General features: G+C 68.9%; 20 protein-coding genes. 8 read left to right on the forward strand and 12 right to left on the reverse strand.

Annotation, left to right across the window (positions count from 1 at the left end; all coding sequences use genetic code 11):
* Positions 1-35 precede the first annotated feature (35 nt).
* Complete coding sequence (locus tag Q0A34_RS12300) at positions 36-1,409, forward strand: dicarboxylate/amino acid:cation symporter (protein WP_291480288.1); 1,374 nt, start codon at positions 36-38, stop codon at positions 1,407-1,409.
* A 30-nt stretch (positions 1,410-1,439) separates the two neighbouring features.
* On the opposite strand, the gene Q0A34_RS12305 is transcribed toward Q0A34_RS12300, so the two are convergent.
* From Q0A34_RS12305 to Q0A34_RS12330, 6 genes are all read right to left on the reverse strand, one after another.
* Complete coding sequence (locus Q0A34_RS12305) at positions 1,440-2,966, reverse strand: carboxylesterase family protein (protein ID WP_291480289.1); 1,527 nt, start codon at positions 2,964-2,966, stop codon at positions 1,440-1,442.
* A gap of 17 nt (positions 2,967-2,983) precedes the next feature.
* Positions 2,984-4,261 carry an NAD(P)/FAD-dependent oxidoreductase gene (locus Q0A34_RS12310; RefSeq protein ID WP_291480290.1) on the reverse strand — a complete coding sequence of 426 codons (1,278 nt, stop codon included), beginning with the start codon at positions 4,259-4,261 and terminating at the stop codon, positions 2,984-2,986.
* 65 nt (positions 4,262-4,326) lie between these two features.
* Positions 4,327-4,509, reverse strand: a complete 183-nt coding sequence (locus Q0A34_RS12315; protein WP_244803277.1) for a rubredoxin — start codon at positions 4,507-4,509, stop codon at positions 4,327-4,329.
* Between the two features lie 51 nt (positions 4,510-4,560).
* Positions 4,561-4,728: a rubredoxin gene (locus Q0A34_RS12320; protein ID WP_273370138.1), complete on the reverse strand. Its 168-nt coding sequence runs from the start codon at positions 4,726-4,728 to the stop codon at positions 4,561-4,563.
* Positions 4,729-4,829: 101 nt separating this feature from the next.
* A complete protein-coding gene (locus Q0A34_RS12325; protein ID WP_291480291.1) occupies positions 4,830-5,222 on the reverse strand; it encodes a hypothetical protein in 393 nt (130 codons plus the stop codon).
* Positions 5,223-5,224: 2 nt separating this feature from the next.
* A complete protein-coding gene (locus tag Q0A34_RS12330) occupies positions 5,225-6,487 on the reverse strand; it encodes an alkane 1-monooxygenase (protein ID WP_291480292.1) in 1,263 nt (420 codons plus the stop codon).
* A gap of 497 nt (positions 6,488-6,984) precedes the next feature.
* On the opposite strand from Q0A34_RS12330, the gene Q0A34_RS12335 reads away from it, so the two are divergent.
* The 3 genes from Q0A34_RS12335 to lepB are packed head-to-tail and all read left to right on the forward strand — an operon-like array spanning position 6,985 to position 10,703.
* Positions 6,985-9,165 (forward strand): hypothetical protein, encoded by a 2,181-nt coding sequence (locus Q0A34_RS12335; RefSeq protein ID WP_291480293.1) that lies wholly within the window; start codon positions 6,985-6,987, stop codon positions 9,163-9,165.
* Between the two features lie 28 nt (positions 9,166-9,193).
* Positions 9,194-9,973 carry an ATP-binding cassette domain-containing protein gene (locus tag Q0A34_RS12340; protein ID WP_291480294.1) on the forward strand — a complete coding sequence of 260 codons (780 nt, stop codon included), beginning with the start codon at positions 9,194-9,196 and terminating at the stop codon, positions 9,971-9,973.
* A 10-nt stretch (positions 9,974-9,983) separates the two neighbouring features.
* Entirely contained in the window at positions 9,984-10,703 is a 720-nt protein-coding gene (gene lepB, locus Q0A34_RS12345) for a signal peptidase I (RefSeq protein WP_291480295.1), read from the forward strand.
* An 8-nt stretch (positions 10,704-10,711) separates the two neighbouring features.
* Here lepB and Q0A34_RS12350 read toward each other — a convergent pair whose 3' ends face one another.
* The 3 genes from Q0A34_RS12350 to phoA form a co-directional block, all read right to left on the reverse strand.
* Positions 10,712-11,332 carry a histidine phosphatase family protein gene (locus Q0A34_RS12350; protein ID WP_291480296.1) on the reverse strand — a complete coding sequence of 207 codons (621 nt, stop codon included), beginning with the start codon at positions 11,330-11,332 and terminating at the stop codon, positions 10,712-10,714.
* Complete coding sequence (locus tag Q0A34_RS12355) at positions 11,332-12,582, reverse strand: dicarboxylate/amino acid:cation symporter (protein WP_291480297.1); 1,251 nt, start codon at positions 12,580-12,582, stop codon at positions 11,332-11,334. Before Q0A34_RS12355 ends, Q0A34_RS12350 begins: the two co-directional genes overlap by 1 nt.
* Positions 12,583-12,662: 80 nt before the next feature.
* Positions 12,663-14,210 carry an alkaline phosphatase gene (gene phoA, locus Q0A34_RS12360; RefSeq protein WP_291480298.1) on the reverse strand — a complete coding sequence of 516 codons (1,548 nt, stop codon included), beginning with the start codon at positions 14,208-14,210 and terminating at the stop codon, positions 12,663-12,665.
* Positions 14,211-14,379: 169 nt separating this feature from the next.
* Here phoA and Q0A34_RS12365 point away from each other — a divergent pair, with 169 nt between their 5' ends.
* Positions 14,380-15,324 (forward strand): hypothetical protein, encoded by a 945-nt coding sequence (locus Q0A34_RS12365; protein ID WP_291480299.1) that lies wholly within the window; start codon positions 14,380-14,382, stop codon positions 15,322-15,324.
* Positions 15,325-15,447: 123 nt separating this feature from the next.
* On the opposite strand, the gene Q0A34_RS12370 is transcribed toward Q0A34_RS12365, so the two are convergent.
* Together Q0A34_RS12370 and Q0A34_RS12375 are read right to left on the reverse strand one after the other, a co-directional pair.
* Positions 15,448-17,337 (reverse strand): hypothetical protein, encoded by a 1,890-nt coding sequence (locus Q0A34_RS12370; RefSeq protein ID WP_291480300.1) that lies wholly within the window; start codon positions 17,335-17,337, stop codon positions 15,448-15,450.
* A gap of 152 nt (positions 17,338-17,489) precedes the next feature.
* On the reverse strand, positions 17,490-18,086 hold the full coding sequence (locus Q0A34_RS12375; RefSeq protein ID WP_291480301.1) for a sugar O-acetyltransferase: 597 nt from the start codon (positions 18,084-18,086) through the stop codon (positions 17,490-17,492).
* A 111-nt stretch (positions 18,087-18,197) separates the two neighbouring features.
* Here Q0A34_RS12375 and Q0A34_RS12380 point away from each other — a divergent pair, with 111 nt between their 5' ends.
* Genes Q0A34_RS12380 through Q0A34_RS12390 form a run of 3 tightly spaced genes read left to right on the forward strand, consistent with a single transcriptional unit; the run spans position 18,198 to position 20,555 of the window.
* Positions 18,198-19,463 carry a cystathionine gamma-synthase gene (locus Q0A34_RS12380; RefSeq protein ID WP_291480302.1) on the forward strand — a complete coding sequence of 422 codons (1,266 nt, stop codon included), beginning with the start codon at positions 18,198-18,200 and terminating at the stop codon, positions 19,461-19,463.
* Positions 19,460-20,221 (forward strand): hypothetical protein, encoded by a 762-nt coding sequence (locus Q0A34_RS12385; RefSeq protein WP_291480303.1) that lies wholly within the window; start codon positions 19,460-19,462, stop codon positions 20,219-20,221. Before Q0A34_RS12380 ends, Q0A34_RS12385 begins: the two co-directional genes overlap by 4 nt.
* 25 nt (positions 20,222-20,246) lie before the next feature.
* Positions 20,247-20,555, forward strand: a complete 309-nt coding sequence (locus tag Q0A34_RS12390; RefSeq protein ID WP_291480304.1) for a YdeI/OmpD-associated family protein — start codon at positions 20,247-20,249, stop codon at positions 20,553-20,555.
* Between the two features lie 12 nt (positions 20,556-20,567).
* Here the strand turns inward: Q0A34_RS12390 and Q0A34_RS12395 are convergent, their stop codons facing one another.
* Entirely contained in the window at positions 20,568-20,981 is a 414-nt protein-coding gene (locus Q0A34_RS12395; RefSeq protein ID WP_291480305.1) for a hypothetical protein, read from the reverse strand.
* Positions 20,982-21,081: the final 100 nt, after the last annotated feature.

Raw genomic sequence — 21,081 nt, forward strand, 5'->3', positions numbered from 1 at the left:
CTCACCGCGCAGGCCCCGGAGAGTCAGGAACACACATGTCGACAACACAGGACCACCGGACCAGCCGCGTCCCCGGCTGGCTCACCGGCTTCGGGGCGCAGGTCATCGCCGGTCTCGTCATCGGGCTGATCCTCGGGTTCATCGCCCGCGCCCAGGGCACCGGCCTCCCGGAGGGCGAGCAGAGCTGGCTGGGCACACTTCTCGACGAGGTGGGCTCCACCTACGTCACCCTGCTGAAGCTGATGATCCCGCCGTTGATCATCACCGCGGTCATCACCTCCGTGGCGAACCTGCGCAAGGTCGCCAACGCCGCACGGCTGGCGGTCAGCACCCTGATCTGGTTCGCGATCACCGCGTTCTTCTCCGTCCTGGTCGGCATCGCCGTCGGCCTGGTTATGAAGCCGGGGGAGGGGACGTCGGTCGACGCCTCCAGCGCCGCGGAACCCACGAGCTCCGGGTCCTGGCTCGGGTTCCTCGAGTCCATCGTCCCGGACAACTTCCTCGGTCTCGCGGCCTCGGCGAACTCCGACGGCGACATCGGACTGAGCTTCAACGTCCTCCAGCTGCTGGTCATCTCCATCGTGCTCGGTGTGGCCGCGGTGAAGGCCGGCAAGTCCGCTGAACCCTTCCTCGCCGTCACCGAGTCGCTGCTCACCGTGGTGCAGAAGGTGCTGTGGTGGATCATCCGCCTGGCACCGATCGGTACCGGCGCCCTCATCGGCCACGCCGTCTCCGACTACGGGTGGGACGCCCTGGGGTCCCTGGGCAAGTTCGTGCTCGCCATCTACATCGGCCTGGCGATCGTCATGCTCGTCATCTACCCGGCCGTCCTCGCCTTCAACGGCCTGCCCGTGGTCGGTTTCTTCCGGCGCGTGTGGCCGGTGACGTCCCTCGGCTTCATCACCCGCTCCTCGATGGGCGTGATGCCGGTGACCCAGCGCGTCACGGAACGCTCCATGGGTGTTCCCACCGAGTACGCGTCCTTCGCCGTCCCGCTGGGCGCGACGACGAAGATGGACGGTTGCGCCGCGGTCTACCCCGCGATCGCCGCCCTGTTCGTCGCCCAGTTCTACGGCATCGACCTGGGGGTCACCGACTACCTGCTGATCATCTTCGTCTCCGTGATCGGGTCCGCCGCCACGGCCGGCACCACCGGTGCCACCGTGATGCTCACCCTGACCCTGTCCACCCTGGGTCTGCCGCTGGCCGGTGTGGGTCTGCTGCTCGCCATCGAGCCGATCATCGACATGGGCCGCACCGCGGTGAACGTGACCGGCCAGTCGCTGGCCGCCACGGTGGTGGCCAAGCGCGCCGGCATCTGGGACCGGGAGATCTGGGACGCCGCCGAGGAGGTCGGGTTCGAGGGCGCCGCCGGCGAGGACAGCCACCGTGCCCACGCCCGCCTCTGAGGTCGGGCCCCTGTCCGGCCCCTGTCCGGATCAGCCGGTCAACCGCACCTGTGACCAGGCCTCGCGCAGTTCGGGGACTGGGTCGGTGACGGTCTCCTCGCCGGCGTCGAAGACCTGGGTGGCGAAGCCGTCCCGGTAGGGGGTCCAGCCGGGGTCGCCGCGGTGGACGAATTCCCGCCACCGCTGCTGCATCACCGCCGTCGTCGCCGCCATCCGGTCACGTCCGCCCAGGGCCAGCGCGCCGGGGCCGCGACCGGAGTCGTAGCGTCCGAAGAGGATCGGCAGGTCCAGGGCGTGGGTGGCGCCGATGCCCGAGACATTCAGCGACGGGGTGGACAGGTCCAGGCGGTACATCCAGGCCCGGCCCGACGGGTGCTGGTCGGCCAGCCGCATGGCGGGGGCGGTGAACAGGGCGTCGCCGATGAAGCGTCCCGCGTCCCCGCGTCGTCGCCCGTCGGAGTAGAACCTCGACAGGATCTCCGGGGCGTGCCGGTTGTCGATGAGCGCCGCGAAGTCACGGGTCTGCCCCTGCAGGGTGCGGCGCGACACCCGGTTCCACCGCATCAGCACGTACTCGTCGAGGTTGGTGCCGATGAGCAGCGGGACGTCCAGCGGCGCCCCCGGTTCCAGCGGGTGCCGCGGCAGGAGGTCGTCGGTCACCGGGGCGAAGGCGCCGGAGATGCCCGCGGCACCCCAGGACGCGGCGTTGAGCTTCTCCGTCAGCCAGGCCAGTTCACGGTGGTCGGTGGTCAACGGGTCGGGGTCGGGACGGTCGCCGAGGAGGTCGAGCGCCATGTTGCCCAGGTCGCGGGCCTGGGAGGGGGAGTGGACCATGGCGGCGGCGGGGGACTGGGCGATGAATCCCGCCACCAGGCCGTCCATCCGCGGCGACGCGCTCAGCGCGGTCACCATCGCACCGCCGCTGGATTCACCCATCACGGTGATGCGCGACGGGTCGCCGCCGAAGGACCGGGCGTTGGCGTGGACCCACTCGACCGCGGTGACGATGTCGGAGAGCCCGGTGTTGGTGTCGAACCGGTCGTGGTCGAGGGCGTCCGCGTGCCCCAGCGCGAGCTGGCCGAGGACACCGACCCGGTAGTTCACGGCCACGTACACGGCGTCGGTGGCGGCGGCGAAGTACTCCCCGGAGAGCAGGGGTTCGCGGGCGGAGCCGTGGATGTTGGACCCGCCGTGCAGGTACACGACGACGGGCCGGTTGGCCTCCTCGTCGACGACCCCGGTGGTGCCGGCCCGCGTGCCGCTGCGGGGGACGACGATGTTCAGCCAGAGGCAGTCCTCGGATCCGACCCACCCGTGGCGGGTGTCGCGCCACTGGCTGCAGTAGTCGCCGGGACGGTCGGCCACGAAGGTGCCCTTCCACGGGGAGAGCGGGACGGCCCGGCGGAAGCGTCGGTCGCCGACGGGAGGTTCGGCGTAGGGGACACCACGGAAGGCCACGCCGTGGTTCACGGCGTGGCCTCTGAGGTCACCGGTGGTGGTGGACACGGTCCACCGGTCGGCGACGGTTGTCTGGCGCGTCTGCGGTCCCTGCTGCATGCGCCCCAGCCTATCCGTCAGGTGGTGGTCGGGATGAGGGCCCCGTCGGTGAAGAACTCCGACTCGACCTCCTCCAGGGTCATGCCGAGGGCGTTCTTCGCCTTGCGGACGAGCGGGCTGCGTCCTGCGGTGGTGACGCCGGAGACGACGGACTCGCCGCCGGACCGCGACTCCAGGCTGAACACGACGAGCTCGTCCTCCTCGCTGACCAGCACCAGCTCGTGGTCGGCGGGGTTGCTGGACGGTCCGGGCTGACCGCTCTGCACCGGGCGGCCGGTCGCGCCGGCCAGGTTCAGCATGGCGCCGAACTGGCGTGACCAGCCCTTCGGCGGGCTGAGCAGGAAACGGTCGGTCTCCTGGCCTGCGATCGACAGCCCGACGATGCCGCCGAGCAGCCGTGCCGAACCTTCGTCCTCCGGCAGGGTGACCGTGCCGTCCTCCGCGTGGATCTCGACGCAGTCGCCGGCGGCCCACACCCCGGGGACGGACGTGCGGCCGAACTCGTCGGTGACGATGCCGCGGTTGACCTGCAGCCCGGCCGAGCGTGCCAGCGAGACGTCCCGGTCGAGCCCGACGGAGACGACCGTCACCGCCGGGTCGAGGTCGGCGAGGGTGTCGCTGATCTCCGCGTCGGACAGGCCGCAGCGGATGTCGATGCCGTGGGCGGTGTGCTTCTCCCGCAGCCACGCGGCCGCGGCGGCCGGCATGATGCGACGGCAGATGTCGTCCTGCGCCTCCAGCACGGTGACTGTGGCGTCGGTGAGGGTCGAGGCGCCCGCGGCGGCCTCCAGTCCGAGGATCCCCCCGCCGATGACGACGACGTTGTCGTCGGCGCTCAGGGCGGTGAGGGACTCCCGCAACGCCGTGGAGTGCTCCGGCGTGCGGATGTAGTGGACCTCCCGCCCCTCCAGCCACGGGGCGTCGAGGCGGCGCGGCGACGCGCCGGTGGCGAGGATCAGCTGGTCCCAGGCGACGTCCCCGCCGTCGACGGTGAGGGTGCGCGCGGCGGTGTCCACCGCGGTGACCTCGCTGTCCAGGTGCAGGGTGACGTCCACGGAGTCGGAACCGTCGAAGACGGCACCCGGCAGGGCGACCTCGTCGGCGCTCTTACCGTCGATGAGGATGTCCTTGTTCACCGACGGCCGGCGGTAGGGCCGGTGCGCCTCGCGGGTGAAGACGTCGACACTGGTGGTTCCGACGGTGTCCCCGGCCGCAGCGAGGAAGGCCTTGAGCGCCGAGTGGGCGGCCACACCGCCGCCGATGACGGCGATGCGCTGGTGGTCGGGCTGAGTCATGTGCTGGTCCTGTCTCTTTCTGTGGTGCGGGGTCGGTGGGGACGGGTGGCGACGGGTGGCGACGCCTACTTGCGGCTGATCTGGACCATCTCGAAGTCGGCCTTCGCCGCTCCGCAGTCCGGGCACTCCCAGTCGTCGGGGATGTCCTCCCAGCGGGTGCCCGGGGGGAAGCCCTCCGCGGGGTCGCCTTCCGCCTCGTCGTAGATGTACCCGCACTGCAGGCATTCGTAGACTTTGTAGTCGTCCATGGTGAGCTCCTTTCCTGAGCCGGTAGCCGGCGTCGCCGTTGCCGCGGTCATCTAGCTGACCTTCTCGAAGTCGACCTTGTCACGGACTCCGCAGTCCGGGCAGAACCAGTCCTCGGGGACCTCGGCGTCCCAGTCGAAACCGGGGTTGAATCCTTCAGCGTCGTCGCCTTTGTCGGTGTCGACTCGGTAGTCGCACAGGGGGCACTGGTACACAGCCACGGTGGCCACCAGTCCTTTCTCTTCTCAGGAAGTCGTTGTGGTGCAGTCGTGGCCGGCGCGAACAGCTCGCGCCGGCCGTGGCGGACGGGTCCGCCGGGGTGTCAGGCCGTGGGGGCGGGGCCGGCGGCTCCACCTGCTCCGGCGGCGTAGTCGATCGGCTTGCGGTTCTTCGGTCGCGGGATCACGTGGGTGGAGGGCACTCCGGGACCACGGTAGAGCCCGACGACGCCCGGGAGCAGGAAGAACAGCGAGATGAGGATCAGCCAGGGGGCCACCGCGTCGACGTAGGCGGTGCCGTAGGCGCCGAATATGCCCAGGGCGAGTGCACCTGCACCGACGAGGGTGGAGACGACGCACAGGGTGTAGTGCTTCTTCGGGTCGGTCATCTTCTGCGGGGGCGCCTGGTTCTCGGGGATGTCCGCGCCACCGGTGGAGCGCAGTGCGGCGAGGTCAGGCGAATCCGGGTTCTGGTTCTGGTGTGCTGTCGCGGTCATGGTCAGGACTCCTTGGCAGCGGTTCCGGCGGGAGCCTTCTTGGCCCACTTGGCGCGCAGCTTGGCGGCCTTGCGCGGGTAGAGGTTCGCACGCTCGGTGTCGTAGTTGTAGTACTGCATCAGACGCTTGTCCATGATCGCGAACCACAGCGGCGGGAACGAGGCGACGGCGATCATGGTGGCGTAGCCCTGGGGGAGCTCCGGGGCGTAGACGTCGGAGCGCAGGGACTGGTAGCGCCGGGTGGGGTTGGCGTGGTGGTCCGAGTGGCGCTGCAGCTGGTACAGGAAGATGTTGGTGGTCAGGTTGTCGGAGTTCCAGGAGTGCTCCGGGGAGCAGCGCTCGTAGCGGCCGTCCTCGAGCTTCTGGCGCAGCAGACCGTAGTGCTCCAGGTAGTTCACGAACTCCAGCAGGGCGATGCCGATGACCGCCTGGATCAGCAGGTACGGCAGGATGCCGATACCGAAGCCGATCAGCAGGCCGCCCCACAGCAGGACGGTGATCAGCCAGGCGTTGAGGACGTCATTGTCGAGGTTGAACTGGCTCTTGCCGCCACGGGCGAGACGCTTCTTCTCGATGTCCCAGGCACGGGGGATCTGACGGGGGATGGAGCGCAGCAGGTAGACGTAGACGTTCTCGCCCATGCGGGAGCTGACCGGGTCCTCCGGGGTGGCGACCTTCACGTGGTGGCCCTTGTTGTGCTCGACGTAGAAGTGACCGTAGGCGGGGACCGCCAGGACGATCTTTCCGAGCCAGCGCTCGAAGCTGCCCTTCTTGTGGCCGAGCTCATGGGCGGCGACGATGCCGATGCCCGAGGTCATGCCCATGGTCCAGGCCAGGCCGACCTTCTCGTACCACTCGAGCCCACCGTAGGTCCACTGCCAGCAGCACAGCACGAGGCTGGCCAGCATGATGGGGAAGTACAGGTAGGAGATGACCCGGTAGTACTTGGTCTCCTCCAGCCAGGGGACGAACTCCTCCGGGGCGTTCTCGCCGTCGCGGCCGAGGACCCAGTCACCGATCGGCACGATGATGAACACGGCGATCGGTCCGAGGAACCAGGATGCCGAGATGAGGAACTCGGGCGCGCTGATGGCCTTCATCCACTCGACCACGCCCCAGATGATCAGCGGGATGGCGGCTGGCACCATGCTGAGGATCCAGGCGTACTTCTTCTTGTCGACCCACTGCTGTTCTTCAGCGGTGAACCCGTTGTCTGCGGCGACACCACCCTTGGCGGGTGTCGTCTTCTTGTTCGTTGTCGTCATGGCTAGGCGACCTCCATCTGACTGGCGTGAAGTGTGTTGTGGAACACACACTATGTAAAGTGTGGTTCACAGTACAATATGTATTCGAGGAACACAATGTTTAGCGGGAAAAATCTGGATGGTCTGCTACAGAACCCTCCGACCAGCGATTACGCTTCCGGAAAGGGGTAGGGCACGTGGGGGCGACGCCTAGCAGAGCCGCACGGGAGTGACGCCATCGAGGGTGGCGTGCAGGGATGTGCGGGGAAGAGCAGGGTGCGGGCCGGGGCGCGCACCCCGACCGTGCGCGGGGCCGGACGCAGGAAACCCCGGACCCGTGTCCCGGGTCCGGGGTTCTGTCGTCGGCGACATCGTGGTCGTCGCACTGGCCCCAGGGGTGGCGGGGCCGGGTGGGCGCCCGGAACAAGCTTCTGTCAGCAAACGACCGGTGCCGCACACAGGATACGACATGTTCCCCGGCAAAGCCACTTGTGGCGTGACACGGTAGGGTACGTGCCATGCCGACATGGTCCGAACTGCGTGAACTCATCGAGAAGGGGTGTGACGCCCCGCTTCGGGCGACGCTGACGCTGTGGGGCGAACCGGACGGATCACGGTACGGGTGGGTGATGGGAGGGAAGAGGATCGCCGCCCTCGCACTCGCCCCCGGGGCCTACCGTTTCGCCCGACATCGTCGCGCTCGTACGGTCCGTGACCTCGACGGTACGCCGCGGCTGGTCGACGACGGCGAACGCGTGGTGGTCATGGGCGGGGAAGGCCCTCTCGAGGCCACGGGGTTGCTCGCACTGACCAGTTCCGCAGGAGTGCTGCTCAGCAGGCGTCTTCTGACCACGGTGCTGGACCGGGTGTATCCGGCCGGGCCGGCCGAGCCGGTGACGCACGACGGTCGGGCGGCCTGGCGCGTTCCCGGTCTGCCGGCCCTGCACTACAGACAACCCGAGATGCCGCGGTCCATGGTCGTCGACGCCGAGACCGGAGTCGTGGTCAGGATCGACAACGGTGACGGCGGAGGAGAACTGACCGGTCTCGAGTGCCCGGCGACGCTCCCCTCCACCGAGTTCACATGGCGACCTGAGGACTCGGCGAAACACGGGGTTCCCGTCGCGCCTGAACCGTGGCGGCCACGCAGCACCGGGGATCACGGCGGCGCGTTCAGCGGGGATGCCGCCCCGGTGTCGGCACCTCCTGTCAGGGAGTTCACCCGTTTCATCGAGAGTTTCTCCCGGCCAGCTCCAGCACCGGTTCCGGATGGACACAGGGCGTTGCTGATTGTCGGCTGGCTCCCTGTGGATCCATCCGACTCACTTCCTGCATGGCGCTGCGGCGCCACTCTCGACATGCGCCTGCGGTTCGTGGAGTCGGGCGATACCGGCGGAGTTGACGAGGGTGACTTCTCGACGTTCGTCGATCCGTGCACGGTCAGGGCCTGGGCGGAACCAGTGCAGGACGGGGAGCCTGTGGACCAGAGGATGAACCGAAGAGATTTTCGCTGGCAGACCGTCCTGCGGGGAGACGGATGGACGGCGCTGTGGAATGCCGACCGGCCGGTCATCGGATATGTCGAGGTCACCGGGGTGTTCTATGCCTCCCCAGACATGGGGCACCCGTATTCCCCGACCAGAGGGAAACTCGCCAGGATCCGGCTCGGGTGCGACCTGCGGCATCGGGATGCGCAGGTGCTTCAGGTTCGGGTACCTGCCATTGAGGTCGTTGAAGGAACAGATCTTCCGGACTGGGACATGGGGTCATGGTTCGGTGGAGTGGACCACTACCTGATCACCGTGGACCTCGACGCTGCGGAACCTCCGGTGGTCAAGACGACGCATGAACCGCGGGGAGTGCACCATTTCGCGGTGTCCCGGGACGGTGGGGCCACGACGCTGTGGCGTCCGGAGGGCGGGGCGCTGCCTGCCCTGTGGCGCACTGACCTGGAGACCGGCGACACCGGGCGGGTGCTCCTGCCGGTGGTGGTGCATCAGTACGGGCATCCCCCGTACTGGGAGTTTCCGGCGCATGACGGCTCGTCGCTGCATGCCCGGTGCGCGGGCAAGGAGTTCTTCGTCGACCGGGACGGGACCGTCCTGGACTCCCCTCCTGAGACACCGGCATTTCCCGGGATCCCCGGACTCGAAGACTCACCGAGCTGCGTCCGGCGTCATCCCGACGGTGGTTGGGCCTTCGTGTATACCGAGTGGGGTGTTGAACAGGACGGCGGGTGCCTCCAGCACCTCGGTCGGCTCAGTGACGACGGCGACGTCACCTGGGTCGAAAGCCTCCTCAACGCCCCGCAGATGTCGTTGTTGACTGTCGGTGGCCGGATCTTCACGGGGATGGAGAACGTGCTGACCGTGCGGGACAGCGATCTCGGAGTGCGTGTGCGCCGCCGGCTGCCATGGCACGTCGAGAGCCTGGTGGAGCTGGGGCCGTGGCTGGGGATCGACCGTCGCGGACGGCGACCCGGGATCCTGGGCCCGGATGACCCTGAGGACTGCTACAGCCTGCTCGACCCGGAGACGTTCGAATCCGTTCTCGATGTCGAGATCAACCCCGACCTGACTTTCCGGACGTACGCACGGTGGTTCGACGGTGAACTGTGGTTCGCGGACGGCCGGCTGCGCGTCTTCACCCCGCAGGCTGAAGGCTCCTGGGCGTCTAAGCAGGTGGAGCTGCCGTCCTGACCCCGGACGGGGAGTAGCCTGACCCCGTATGGACGAGCGCAACGCACTGCAGATCACCGACGTCACCGTCCGGCGCGGGCCGAACCGTCTTGTCGGGGACGTCACCCTCACCGTGCCCTCCGGCAGCCACTGGGCGGTCCTGGGGCCGAACGGGGCAGGGAAGTCGACCATCCTGAAACTCGCCGGCGGGCGACTGTACCCCACCACCGGCGGCGTGCGGATCCTCGGCGAGCAGGTCGGGCGGACCGACATCCGGGAACTCCAGAAGCGCATCGGCTACGTTGACCCGAAACAACGACTCGACGACATCCCCGCAGGTGAAGCGGTGCTCTCCGGGGTGTCGGCGTCCAACGGCTACGTCCGGCGCTTCGACTACGCACCGCACCGGGCACGCGCCACCGGGATGCTGGAACTGGTCGGCATGGACGACAAGGCCGACCGGATGTGGAGCCAGATGAGCCAGGGGGAGAAGGCCCGCACACTCATCGCCCGTGCGCTGGTCACGGACCCGGAGCTGCTGTTGCTCGACGAACCGTCCACCGGGCTGGACCTTCCCGGACGCGAGACGCTGCTGCGCGTCATCGACGACCTCCGGGCGTCCCACCCGCGGTTGACGACCGTGCTGATCACCCACCACGTGGAGGAGGTCGCCGCCTCGACCACCGACGTGCTGATGGTCCGCGACGGCGGCATCCAGGCGTCCGGGCCGGTCGACGAGGTAATGACCGCGGCGAACCTCGCGGTGCTCTACGACATGGACGTCCGCCTCCAGCGGGTCGGCGGGCGGTGGTTCGCCTTCAGCGGATAGGCTCTCAAGGGTGACTGACTCCAGTGAACCCGTGACAGAGAAGAAGAAGCGCCCGGCATGGGTGGAGTACCTCGTCACTTTCGCGGTGGCGATACTGCTGCTCGGCCTGTTCAACACCTTCGTCGGACGTCTGTACCAGATCCCGTCGGAGTCGATGGAACCCACGCTCGTCGGCTGCGAGGGCTGCACCGACGACCGCATCTTCGTGGACAAGGTGTCCTACCACTTCGGTGACGTGGAGCAGGGCGACGTCGTGGTGTTCACCGGGCCGGGCGCCTGGGCCGAGGACTACGTGTCCACACGCTCCTCGCAGCCGCTGGTGAAGGGCCTGCAGACTGGCCTGGAGAAGATCGGCATCCTCGCCCCCGACGAGTTCACTCTGGTCAAGCGGGTCATCGCGACCGGCGGGCAGACCGTCCAGTGCCAGGAGGGGGACCCGGGCATCATGGTCGACGGCGAGAAGACCGACGACTCCTTCACCCGGGACCCCAAGGCCTACCCCGTCGACCCGACCACCGGGTCCGACGCCTGCCAGGGCGAGTACTTCGGCCCGGTGACCGTGCCGGACGACAAGGTCTGGCTGATGGGCGACAACCGCACCAACTCCAAGGACTCGCGCTACTACAACCTCGCCGGCGACCCGGAGCAGGGCATGGTGCCGCTGGACAACGTCGTGGGCAAGGTGCAGTTCAAGGTCTGGCCGCTCAGCCGCATCGGCGGAGTGGAGTAGGCCGCCGGTCAGACGCCGTCCAGGTGGCTGGTGTCATTGAGCCGGACCAACGTCCTGTTGTGGAAGTAGTCGTCCTCCTGAAGCTCGGTGATGCTGCCGGGGGTCACTCTGAACCGGGCGTGCCCCAGGGCCTCGACAGGCAGCCGCAACCAGTGGGCGATGACCATCGTCGTCGACCCGCCGTGGGTCACGACTACCGTCGTCCCGTGGCGTGCGGACCCCACCACCTCGTCCATCCCCGCGTAGACGCGCCGGGCGAAGTCGCCGAGCGTCTCCGCGTGGAGGCCCTCGTCGTGGCCGAGCCGGTCGCCGTCCGCCGGGGGAGGAGCGTACCGTTCCCGGAACCAGGCGTCGGGACGTCCTTCCCCGGATCCGTAGGACTTCTCCCTCAGGGCCGACAGGTAACGCACGTCGCACCCCAGTTTCTCCGCCAGCGCAGCGGCGGTCTCACGGCACCGGGTCAGGTCGGAGCTCACGATCTCGACACCGGTGAGACCGCCCAGTGCATCGGCGACACGGTCGGCCTGACGGCGTCCCCGGCCCGTCAACACCGAGTCGTACCAGCCGCCCACCAGCTCGTCGACGTGGTGTGTGGCCTCGGGGTGGGTGACGACGACCAGCCGCCGCATCAGGACTTTCCGGTGTCCAGCACGCCGTGGGTGTCGATCTCGCTGTCCCCGTCGCTTGCCTCGTCGCCGTCCCCGGCACGCAGGCGTCCCTTCGACAGCTTGTTGACGACCATCGCGATCGCGCCGTCGCCGGTGACGTTCGCGGCGGTGCCGAAGGAGTCGATGGCGATGTAGGCGGCGATCATCAGCGCGATCTGGTCGGCGTCGAAACCGAGGTTCGTCTGCAGGACGCCGACCGCCGCCATGATCGCACCGCCGGGCACGCCCGGTGCGGCGACCATCATGATGCCGAGCAGCAGGATGAAGCCGATGATCTGCCCGGTGCTCACGTCCATGTCGAACATGTGGACCACGGCGAGGGCGAAGAGGGTGATCTTCATCATCGACCCGGCCAGGTGGATCGTCGCGCACAGCGGGATCACGAAACCGGCGACGTTGTCCGGCACGCCGTTCTTCTTCGCGCTGGCCAGTGTGACCGGGATCGTCGCCGCGGAGGAGGACGTGCCCAGGGCCGTCGCGTACGCCGGCAGCATGTTGCCCAGCGCCTTGACCGGGTTCTGCCCGGTCACCGCGCCGGCGAGGAGGTACTGCGCGAGGACCAGCAGGATCGTCATGACCACGGCCAGGACGAGGACCTTCGCGAAGGACGAGATGACGTCCACGAGGTTGCCGTTCATGCCCATCGACAGGAAGACGCCGAACACGAACACCGGCAGCAGGGGGATCACGAACGTCCTGATGACCTTCATGACCACGCCCTCGAGCTCACGGGCGGCGGCGTGGAGGGTGTCGGACTTCACGGCGGTCATGGCCAGGCCCACGCAGAAGGCGAGGATCAGGGCCGTTATCACCTCGAAGGGGGCGGGCATCTCGATCTCGAAGTAGGGGGTCAGGGCGCCTTCGTCGATGTCGACGAGGGTGCTGACCTTCTCGTCCCCCAGCAGCCAGCTGTAGCTCGCCGCGGCCACGCCGAAGGCGACGAGGCCGGAGATGACGGTGGAGGCGTAGGCGATGCCGGCGGTGAGGCCGAGCCACTTGCCCGCCCCGCGGCCGATGCCGGCGATGGCCGGTGTGATCAGGGCGAAGATCAGGACCGGGATGAACAGGTCCAGGAAGTTGCTGAACAGGCCGTTGAAGGTCGCGAACACCCGCGCCAGCCACTCGGGGAAGAAGAGGCTGAAGACGATGCCGAGGATGATGGCGACGACGATCCGGAACAGCAGGGAGCCCGCCAGCTTCTTGAAACTCATGGTGGTGACGATATGCCACCAGCTGCCCCCGGGCATAGCGGGGGTGGTGGTTTTGGCCGGTGTAGTGCCCGGCCTGCCACTCAGTCCTCGTCGATGCCGAGCGCCTCGGCGATGGTGAAGTGGAGGTCGGTCTGGTCGGTGAGTCCGGAGACGTTCGCAGCGGACGGCCCGTAAGCGGCGATGCGCAGCTGGGTGCCGGTGTGGCCCTGGTCCTCGGTGTCGACGTTGTCCGACGTGGCGTAGGCGATGGTCATCTCGGAGCCGTCGCGGGTGATGAGGTTGCGGGACAGGCCGGGGTACACCGTGGCACGGGCCTCCTCGACACTGACGCCCTTCTCCTCGGCGATCTCCTTGATGTCGTCCTCGCTGACGCCGCCGACGATCTGGCTGGTGTGGGCGTGGTCGGCGGTGACCAGGACGAGGGTCTCGCCGTCCTCCTCGGCGAACTTCAGCGCCTCCTGGACTGCCTCGTCCAGGTCGACGGTCTCGCCGATCTGTCCGCAGGGGTTGGCGGCGTGGTCCTCCTTGTCGATGGAGGCGCCCTCGACCTGCAGGAAGAAGCCGTTCTCCTTGCCGTCGTCGTTGTTGCTCAGCAGGTCGATGGCCTTGGAGGTCATCGACGCGAGTTTCGGGGTGTCCTCGGTGCGCTCAGGGTTGTCGGTGCACTCCTGCGCGGGCTTGAGGTAGCCCTCCTTCTCGGCGGTGTCGCCGTCCCAGCGCACGGGCATGTTGCCGTCGGAGAAGAGCCCGAGGACGGGGGAGTCCTGGTTGGCCTCGCTGACGGCGTCGAGCTCCGCGGCGTTGGTGGGCAGCTGGTAGCCGCGCTCCTCGGCCTGCTCGAGCAGCGTCTTGCCCTTCCACTCGCCGGCCTTGGCCTTCTGGTTGAAGCTCTCGGCGCCGCCGCCGAGGGTGACGTCGGCGCGGGTCTCGAGGTGCTGCTCGGAGATCGAGCCCTTGCCCCCCTTGTCGAGCAGGTCGTCGCCGCACTTCTCGGCGTCCTCCGGGCCGTAGCACTTGCGCTGGCCGACGTGTGCGGCCTGGACGGCGGGGGTGGCGTCCTGGATCTCGGCGGTGGAGACGTTGCCGGTGGCCAGGCCGGCCTCCTTCGCCTTCTCGATGAGGTTCTTCTGCGACTCGCCCTTGACGTCCACGCCGATGGCGCCGTTGTAGGACTTGGTGCCGGTGGCCCACGCCGTGCCGGACGCCGCACTGTCGGTGACGTAGTTCGGCGTGCCGTCCTCGTTGAGGGAGTAGTGGGTGTACTGGCCGGTGACGGGGAGTGCGTCGATGCCCTTGAAGCTGCCTGCGGCGCCTTCGGCGTAGTTGCGGGCGGCGGTGATCTCGGAGTCGCCCATGCCGTCGCCGATGAGCAGGATGACGTTCTTGGCGCCGGTGGCGTCGACGGCGTCGCGGACGTAGTCGCCCTGGTCGCCGTCGAGGCGTCGGGCGCCGCCGTTGGCGGTGATGTCGCCGTCGGCCTCACGGTGCTGGAGGGTGGGGGTTCCGGACCCGGCGCCGTTGTCGGCGTTGCCGTCGCTGCAGGCGACGGCGGTGGCGAGGAGGGAAACGGTGCCGACAAGGCCCAGCCCGGTCTTCAGGACGGCGACGGCGGTGCGGTTGTGATTCACGGTCTACTCTCTGTGGGAACTCTCGATGAGACAACGTCAGGAACAGACCGTGACGCTACGGCGCGGAGGTGGACCGGCGGTGAGGTCTCCGGGCCCTCCAGGCGTCGACAAGATGAACAAGCCGTGAACTGCCTGAGGAGGCCGTGAAGGCATATGGTTTTATAATGACATGACGTTCACTTATATGAGGAAGAAGAAGCTCACCGGCGGCGCGTTCGCCGCGGCCCTGGTGCTGACCGGCGGGATGCTGACCGCGTGCGGAGGGGACGACGCCGACGCCGCCGATGCCGCCGGCACCACCGACGCGGCGGCCGCGGCCGCCGGGCTGGAGGGCAGCGAGGTGCTGCAGGCCATGCAGGTGAAGGCGGAGGAGTACGGCTACCCCGACTGCATGATGGCCCCGGCGTCCGCCGAGGACCTGACCACGGTGCGGCTGTCCTGCACCGAGGCGGAACTGCCGCAGATCTCGATCTTCGACCGGGCGGACCGGGAGTCGGGGAGCGAGTTGGTCGAGGCGGAACTCGACAAGGTGATGAAGGCCCATGACGGCACGGAAGGGGGCCTCTCCCGCGAGGAGCTCGGCAGCAACTACCGCGCCCTCGAGGGCGACGAGGTCGTCGGTTGGTGCCAGGACTTCCGGGACGGCTGCGACGAGGTGGCCGAGGCCCTGGGCCTGGAGGCCACACTGCCGGAAGGCGCGCTGACCGGCGAGGAACTGGAGAAGAAGCGCAAGGAGGACCGGGAGCGCGACGCCCGGGAGTACGAGGAGCAGCGGAAGCGGGAGGAAGAGGAGAAGAAGCGCGAGCTGCAGACCTACAGCGGCTGGGACAATCTCGACGAGGCCCGGGAGCAGCTGGAGGCCTGGGACATCTCGTGCCGGGAGGAGCCGGCGGCGGAGGGTGAGGTGGCCTGGTGCAACCTGTCCTCGATGCTCGTCACCTTCGGCATGAGCGTGGACGACCTGGAGAAGAAGGACGTCTTCAAGGAGGTCGGCAGGGACGAGATGACGTCCGTCTCGGACGGGGACTGGACGGTGATCTGCGCTCCCGGCGCCACGGACAAGTGTGAGCTCGTCGCGGAGAAGGCGGGGAAGTCGGTGAAGGACGGCGTGTAGCCGCCCTGTCGGAACCTGGACTGTACGAAAACGAGCATGGGGCCCCCGGATCGTGTCGATCCGGGGGCTCCATGCCCGTTTCGGTACGCCGTCAGCGTCGTGGCGTCCCGTGGCAAGGAGGAGTCAGGAGGCGCCGGCGGGCTCAGACCCGCCGAGCAGGCCACTGAGCCAGACGATGTCGTCCACGAGCGTCACGCTGTCCAGCCAGTTGGCGAAGATGACGTCCGGGCGGGAGGGGTCGTCGAGGGTCACGGTGCCGAGGCCGAAGGCGTTGTCCCAGGTCACCAGGCTGACCTTGGGGAGCAGGCCGGCGTCGGCGTCATCGGCGACGGCCTCGATCTCCGGCAGGCTGAGGTAGTTCGGGCGCTCGTCGCCGTTGACCTCGACGGCGGGGAAGAACACCACGCGATGCCCCAGCCACTCGACGGTGACGGGGTCCCGGAAGCCGTAGTCGCTGGTCAGCCAGGCGGCGGTGGTGGTGCGGGTGGTCGTCTCGGTGACCGGTTCGCCGGCGTCGTCCAGGACGGGGTTGCCGTCCTCGTCGAGGACGGGGGTCTCGACCTCGTCGGTGTAGGTGTCGGAGGTGAGGCGGACGAAGTCCTTGGCGAACTTCAGGCGGTCGTCCTCGGAGGTGATGTTGTGCATCAGGTCGTCGAGGAACGGGGTGCTCTCGGCGTCCCCGGTGAACTGCTTGAGCAGGGCGTCGTTGCCGAGGACGAGGGAGGTGACGTCCGTGATGCCGACCTGGGTCTGCCGGTGCTCGCCGGGCTCGGGGTCACGCAGGTCCTGGTAGGTGTCGAAGGTGCCCAGGATGTTCGTGCACTTGCCGAGGCCTTCGGCGGTGGCGCGTGAGTTCAGGCCGAAGCAGCTGACTTCCTTGAGGGCGGGGATGTCGAGGTCGTCGACGGTGTTGATCATGTCCTCGACCTCGTCGCCGGCGAAGTCGACGATGCCGTCCTCGCGGAGCCGGTCGAAGTCGAGGGCCCCGCCGAACCAGGTCAGGCCGATCTCGTCGGTGTCCATGTTCATCGCGGAGGCGAAGCCGAGGCGTGTGTAGGCGACCGAGCTGCGGTCCTCGTCGGCGGCGGCGAGTGCGATCCCGGGCAGTCCGAAGAGTTCGTGGGCCTCGGCGGTCGCGTCGCCGCCGCGCATGGAGGCGGCGACCTGGGTGCCGTCACCGACGATGGTGGAGGTGCCGCGCGGCGCCGGACGGTCCGGAAGCTCGACGGGCCTGGTGTAGTCGTACTTCTGGCCGGTCAGGTACTCGGCGATCTTCAGCGCCTCGGTGCGCTTGGTGAGGTTGGCGTCGTATTCGACCTGGATCTTCTCGTATTCGACGCAGAAGCCGAGGACCTTCCTGACGCATTTGCCGTTCTCGGTGCGGAATGCTGCCTTGTACGGCAGTGCCGCCTCCTGCTGGACCTGTGCGTAGGTGCTGTAGGCGCCGAGGCGGCGGGGTTCGATGCTCGGGTAGCCGAGTGCCACTGCGGCGCGGCGTACGGCGGGGCTGAGGGCGTCCTGGTCCAGGGCCACGGCGCTGAGGATCTCGATCAGGTTGCGCTCACCGAGCCGGAAGGTCCCGATGATCGGGATGGTGATGTCGTCGCCCAGGTCGATGGTCATGTCCTCGGCGGCGGCGCCCACCTCGATGCTCTCGGGCAGGACGACGGCGATGCCGTCTCCGGTGGACTGGCTGCAGTCCGCGACGGCGGTGACCTCCGGTGCGGTACCTGTGCCGCCGGTGCCGTTTGTGCCGTCGGTGTCGGCGATGTTCAGGGGGAGGTTGCCGGGGTCGCCGGACCGGCAGAGTTCGACGTAGTCGAGGATCATCTCGTTCTCCAGCAGGTCACCGATCTGGCCGAGGTCGATGTCGGCGGGGCTGGAGGCCGGTCGTTCCTCGGGGCCGGCCAGGGGTTCCTCCTGGGCGGCGGCGGTGGGGAGCATGGTCACGCCGAGTGCGACGGCGGTGGCGGCAGCGGCGATGCTGCGGCAGGTGCGGCGGAAGACAGTCACGGGTTGAGGCTTTCGGTGCTACGGCAGGGAAGACGGATGTGACAGGAGAGGAAGTTTCACATAAGTAACATACGCCACTTCAGTCACATAAGTAACACCCGTAACTTCCTTACCCCCGCGGGTACCCCACGACCGTCACGGTCAGGTTCCTCTCAGAGCTCCCGCACGACCCGCGCCGGCGTCCCCACCGCCAGGACGCCCGACGGCAGGTCGCGCGTCACCACCGACCCGGCGCCGACGACCACGTCGTCCCCGACCGTCACCCCGGCGCACACCGTGACCCCGCCGCCGAACCACACGTTGCGGCCCAGGGTGATCGGCGCACCGTACTCCCAGCCGCTGGCGCGCAGGTCATGGTCCTCCATCGGGTGCAGCGGGGTCAGGAACCGTGCACCCGGCCCGATCCGGCAGTGGTCGCCCAGCGTCACGGGGCAGACGTCGAGGATCGTGGCGTCGACGTTGACGAACACGTCGTCGCCCAGGCGCACGTTCGTCCCGTAGTCCACCCGGAGCCCCGGCCAGACCTCGGTGCGGGCCCCGACACTTCCCAGCAGGTCCCGGATCTGCCTGTCCCACGACGCTGTGTCGGAGGGGTCGGTCTGCGACAGGCGGAAACAGGCGGACCTGGCTGCCAGGGAGGCGGCGGCGATCTCCGGGTCGGTGGCCAGGTAGTGGTCGCCGGCGACCATGCGGTCCCACATGGAACGGTTGTCGGCGGGGTCGGGGAGGCTGTGGTCAGTGCTGTCCATGCGGCCCACCCTGCCAGAAGGCGGAGGAAGGGCAGGGGCGCGTCCCGGGGTAGACCGCTCGGTTCGGTAGGATGGGCACGTTCCGTCCCGAGCAGCCCAGGAGTACCAGAGATGAGCAGCGACGCCCCGTCCGCCCAGCCCACCGAGCATGAGTCGCGCGCTGACGCCGGTACCGCCGCCCGCCGCGCCGCCGCCCTGCAGGCGGGCCAGCGTCTGACGGACGCCACCGGCCGGCCGTTCGGGTTCGACACCAACGCCATCCACTCCGGCTATGAACCGGACGGTCAGACCGGCGCGATCAACGCCCCGATCTACGCCTCCACCACCTACGCGCAGGACGGTGTCGCCCGGCTCCGCGGCGGTTTCGAGTACTCGCGCTGCGGCAATCCGACGGTCACCGCCCTGGAGGAGACGGTCGCCGCCCTGGAGGGCGCGAAGTTCGGGCGGGCCTTCGCCTCCGGCATGGCGGCTACGGACACCGTCCTGCGGGCTCTACTGCAGCCCGGCGCCCACGTCATCCTCGGCAACGACGCCTACGGCGGGACGTTCCGCCTGCTCGACACCACCTACCGGGACTGGGGTGTGGAGGTGTCGGTGGTCGACACTGCCGACACCGCGCAGGTCGCCGCGGCCCTGCGCCCCGAGACGAAGCTGGTGTGGCTGGAGACCCCCACCAACCCGCTGCTCGGCGTCACCGACATCGCCGCCACCGCCGGTGCGCTGGAGGGCCACCCGGCCAGGCTCATCGTGGACAACACCTTCGCCAGCCCCTACCTGCAGCGGCCCCTGGCGCTGGGGGCGGACGTGGTGATGCACTCGACCACGAAGTACCTCGGCGGGCACTCGGACGTGGTGGGCGGTGTCATCGTCACCGACGACGAGGATCTGGACGGGGAGCTCCTCTTCCTCCAGGGTGGTGTCGGTGCGGTGCCCAGCCCCTTCGACGCCTACCTGACCTACCGCGGCATCAAGACCCTCGGTGTGCGGATGGACCGCCACTGCGCCAACGCGCAGGCCGTGGCCGAGTACCTCACGACGCGTCCGGAGATCTCGCAGGTGCTCTACCCGGGTCTGCCCGACCACCCGGGGCACGCGACCGCCGCCGCGCAGATGGACGGTTTCGGCGCCATGGTCTCGGTGCGGTTCGCCGGTGGCGAGGCGCCTGCCCTGCAGTTCTGCGAGAACACCCGGCTGATCTGCCTGGCGGAGTCGCTCGGCGGGGTGGAGTCGTTGCTGGAGCACCCGGCGAAGATGACCCACCAGTCCGCCGCCGGCTCCGCCCTGGAGGTGCCGGACGACCTGGTGCGCATCTCCATCGGCATCGAGAACATCGAGGACCTCCTCGCCGACCTCGGGCAGGCGCTGGACGCCCTGTGAGCGCAGGCCCCACCTACGACCCCGCGGCCTGCCGCATCGGGATCACCCCCGGTCACGCCGTCCTGCACGTGGAACTGTGGCACCCGAACTGGGGCACCGCAGCCACCGACGCGCTGCGCCGCAGCCTCTTCGGCGCCGACGGCCCCGCCGGGGGAGCGGCGCCGGACGCCACGGTCGCCCACCGGATGCTGGACGACGCCCTCGGCGCCGACCGGGCCGCCGCCTGGCTGGGGCGGGTGACCGTCACCGACCGCAGTCCGCGGAACGCGGTCGGCATGGGGGAGCTGCAGGACCGCGTCGGACGTATGGCGGCGGACGCCGTGGGCCCCGACGGCCGTCCCGCGCACACCGTCCTGAATACCGGGCAGGACGCGACGCGCAGGACGGCGCGGATCGTCCTGCCCCTGTCACCGACGGTGGCGCCGGGCTGCGACCTGCACGTCCAGGTGACGCTGGGGACCGACCCCGTGGCGTCGTCCGACCTGACGATGGCCCAGATCGAGGACCGCTCCGCCGCCGTCCGCGACGCACTCGCCGACACCGTCGACGAGAACAACGCCGGCGTCCTCGCCGTCACCGAGTTCCGGCCCGGGGCGGACACCCTGCACTTCTACCTCGACCCGCAGGCCCCGGCCGTGGCCGACAGGTCGGTGCTGAACACCTTGCGTGCGGTGGCGTCGGCCTGGCAGTACGGCGACACGGTCGTCGACGAGGAGAATGACCCGGCGTGGGACGCCGTCCGCGCCTACCGCGTGTGAACGACTGCGGTGTAGCTTCAGGACCATGAGCGGAACAGCCACCCCTGCACCGTCCCCAGTCCCCGGCGGCGTCGTCCACGACCTGCCGGACGACCTGCGCGCCGCGATCCTCGGCGGTCCGCGCGGCGCGGGCGACGACGGTAGCCCGTCGGTGGCCCGCAGCGTCCTGCACCTGTGGGAGGACATCACCCCGCTGGCGCGCAACGAGTTCATCTGCTGGGTGGAGGACGCCAAACAGTCCGCGACACGCGCCCGCCGCGTGCGACGCACCTGTGAGGAACTCGAGGAAGGCAAACGCCGCCCCTGCTGCTGGCCCGGATGCAGGCACCGCTGACGCAGGACGGACTCAGCCGAGGACCAGCAACGTCACGGTGGCGGGCCCCACGGCACGGAGACCATGCACGCGACCTGCGTCGATGTGCATCGCCGAGCCGGGGGAGAGGGTGACGGGGTCTGTGCCGCCGTCGCTGTCGCGGCGGATGGTCACCTCGACGGTGCCGACCTGACCGAGAATCAGGATCGGAGCGGCGGCACTGTGGTCCGCCATCAGGTCGCCGTCGCGGAACGCCAGCCGGGTCACTATGGCCCCGTCGACCCGGGTGAGCCGTTCGACAGCGGGTCTCGCCTGCGCATCGCCGGTGCGGGGGATGGTGTAGTCGTCTTTCACTGTCCCGGGGTGGGCGTCGGCGAGGCCGTCGATGTAGGGCCAGCCGGGGTGGGACTCGGTGTTCGCGGTGGTGTGGTGTGGTGTGGGCGTCATGGTCCGGCCCAGCTTAGTCACGTACCCCGATGTCGGATAGTCGCCCTCCCAGGTAGGAATTCGGGCCCGAATGCTGCACAGGAGGGCGACTATCCGACAT

Origin of the sequence: Corynebacterium sp. (assembly GCF_022712195.1) — a bacterium.
Taxonomy (GTDB): domain Bacteria; phylum Actinomycetota; class Actinomycetes; order Mycobacteriales; family Mycobacteriaceae; genus Corynebacterium.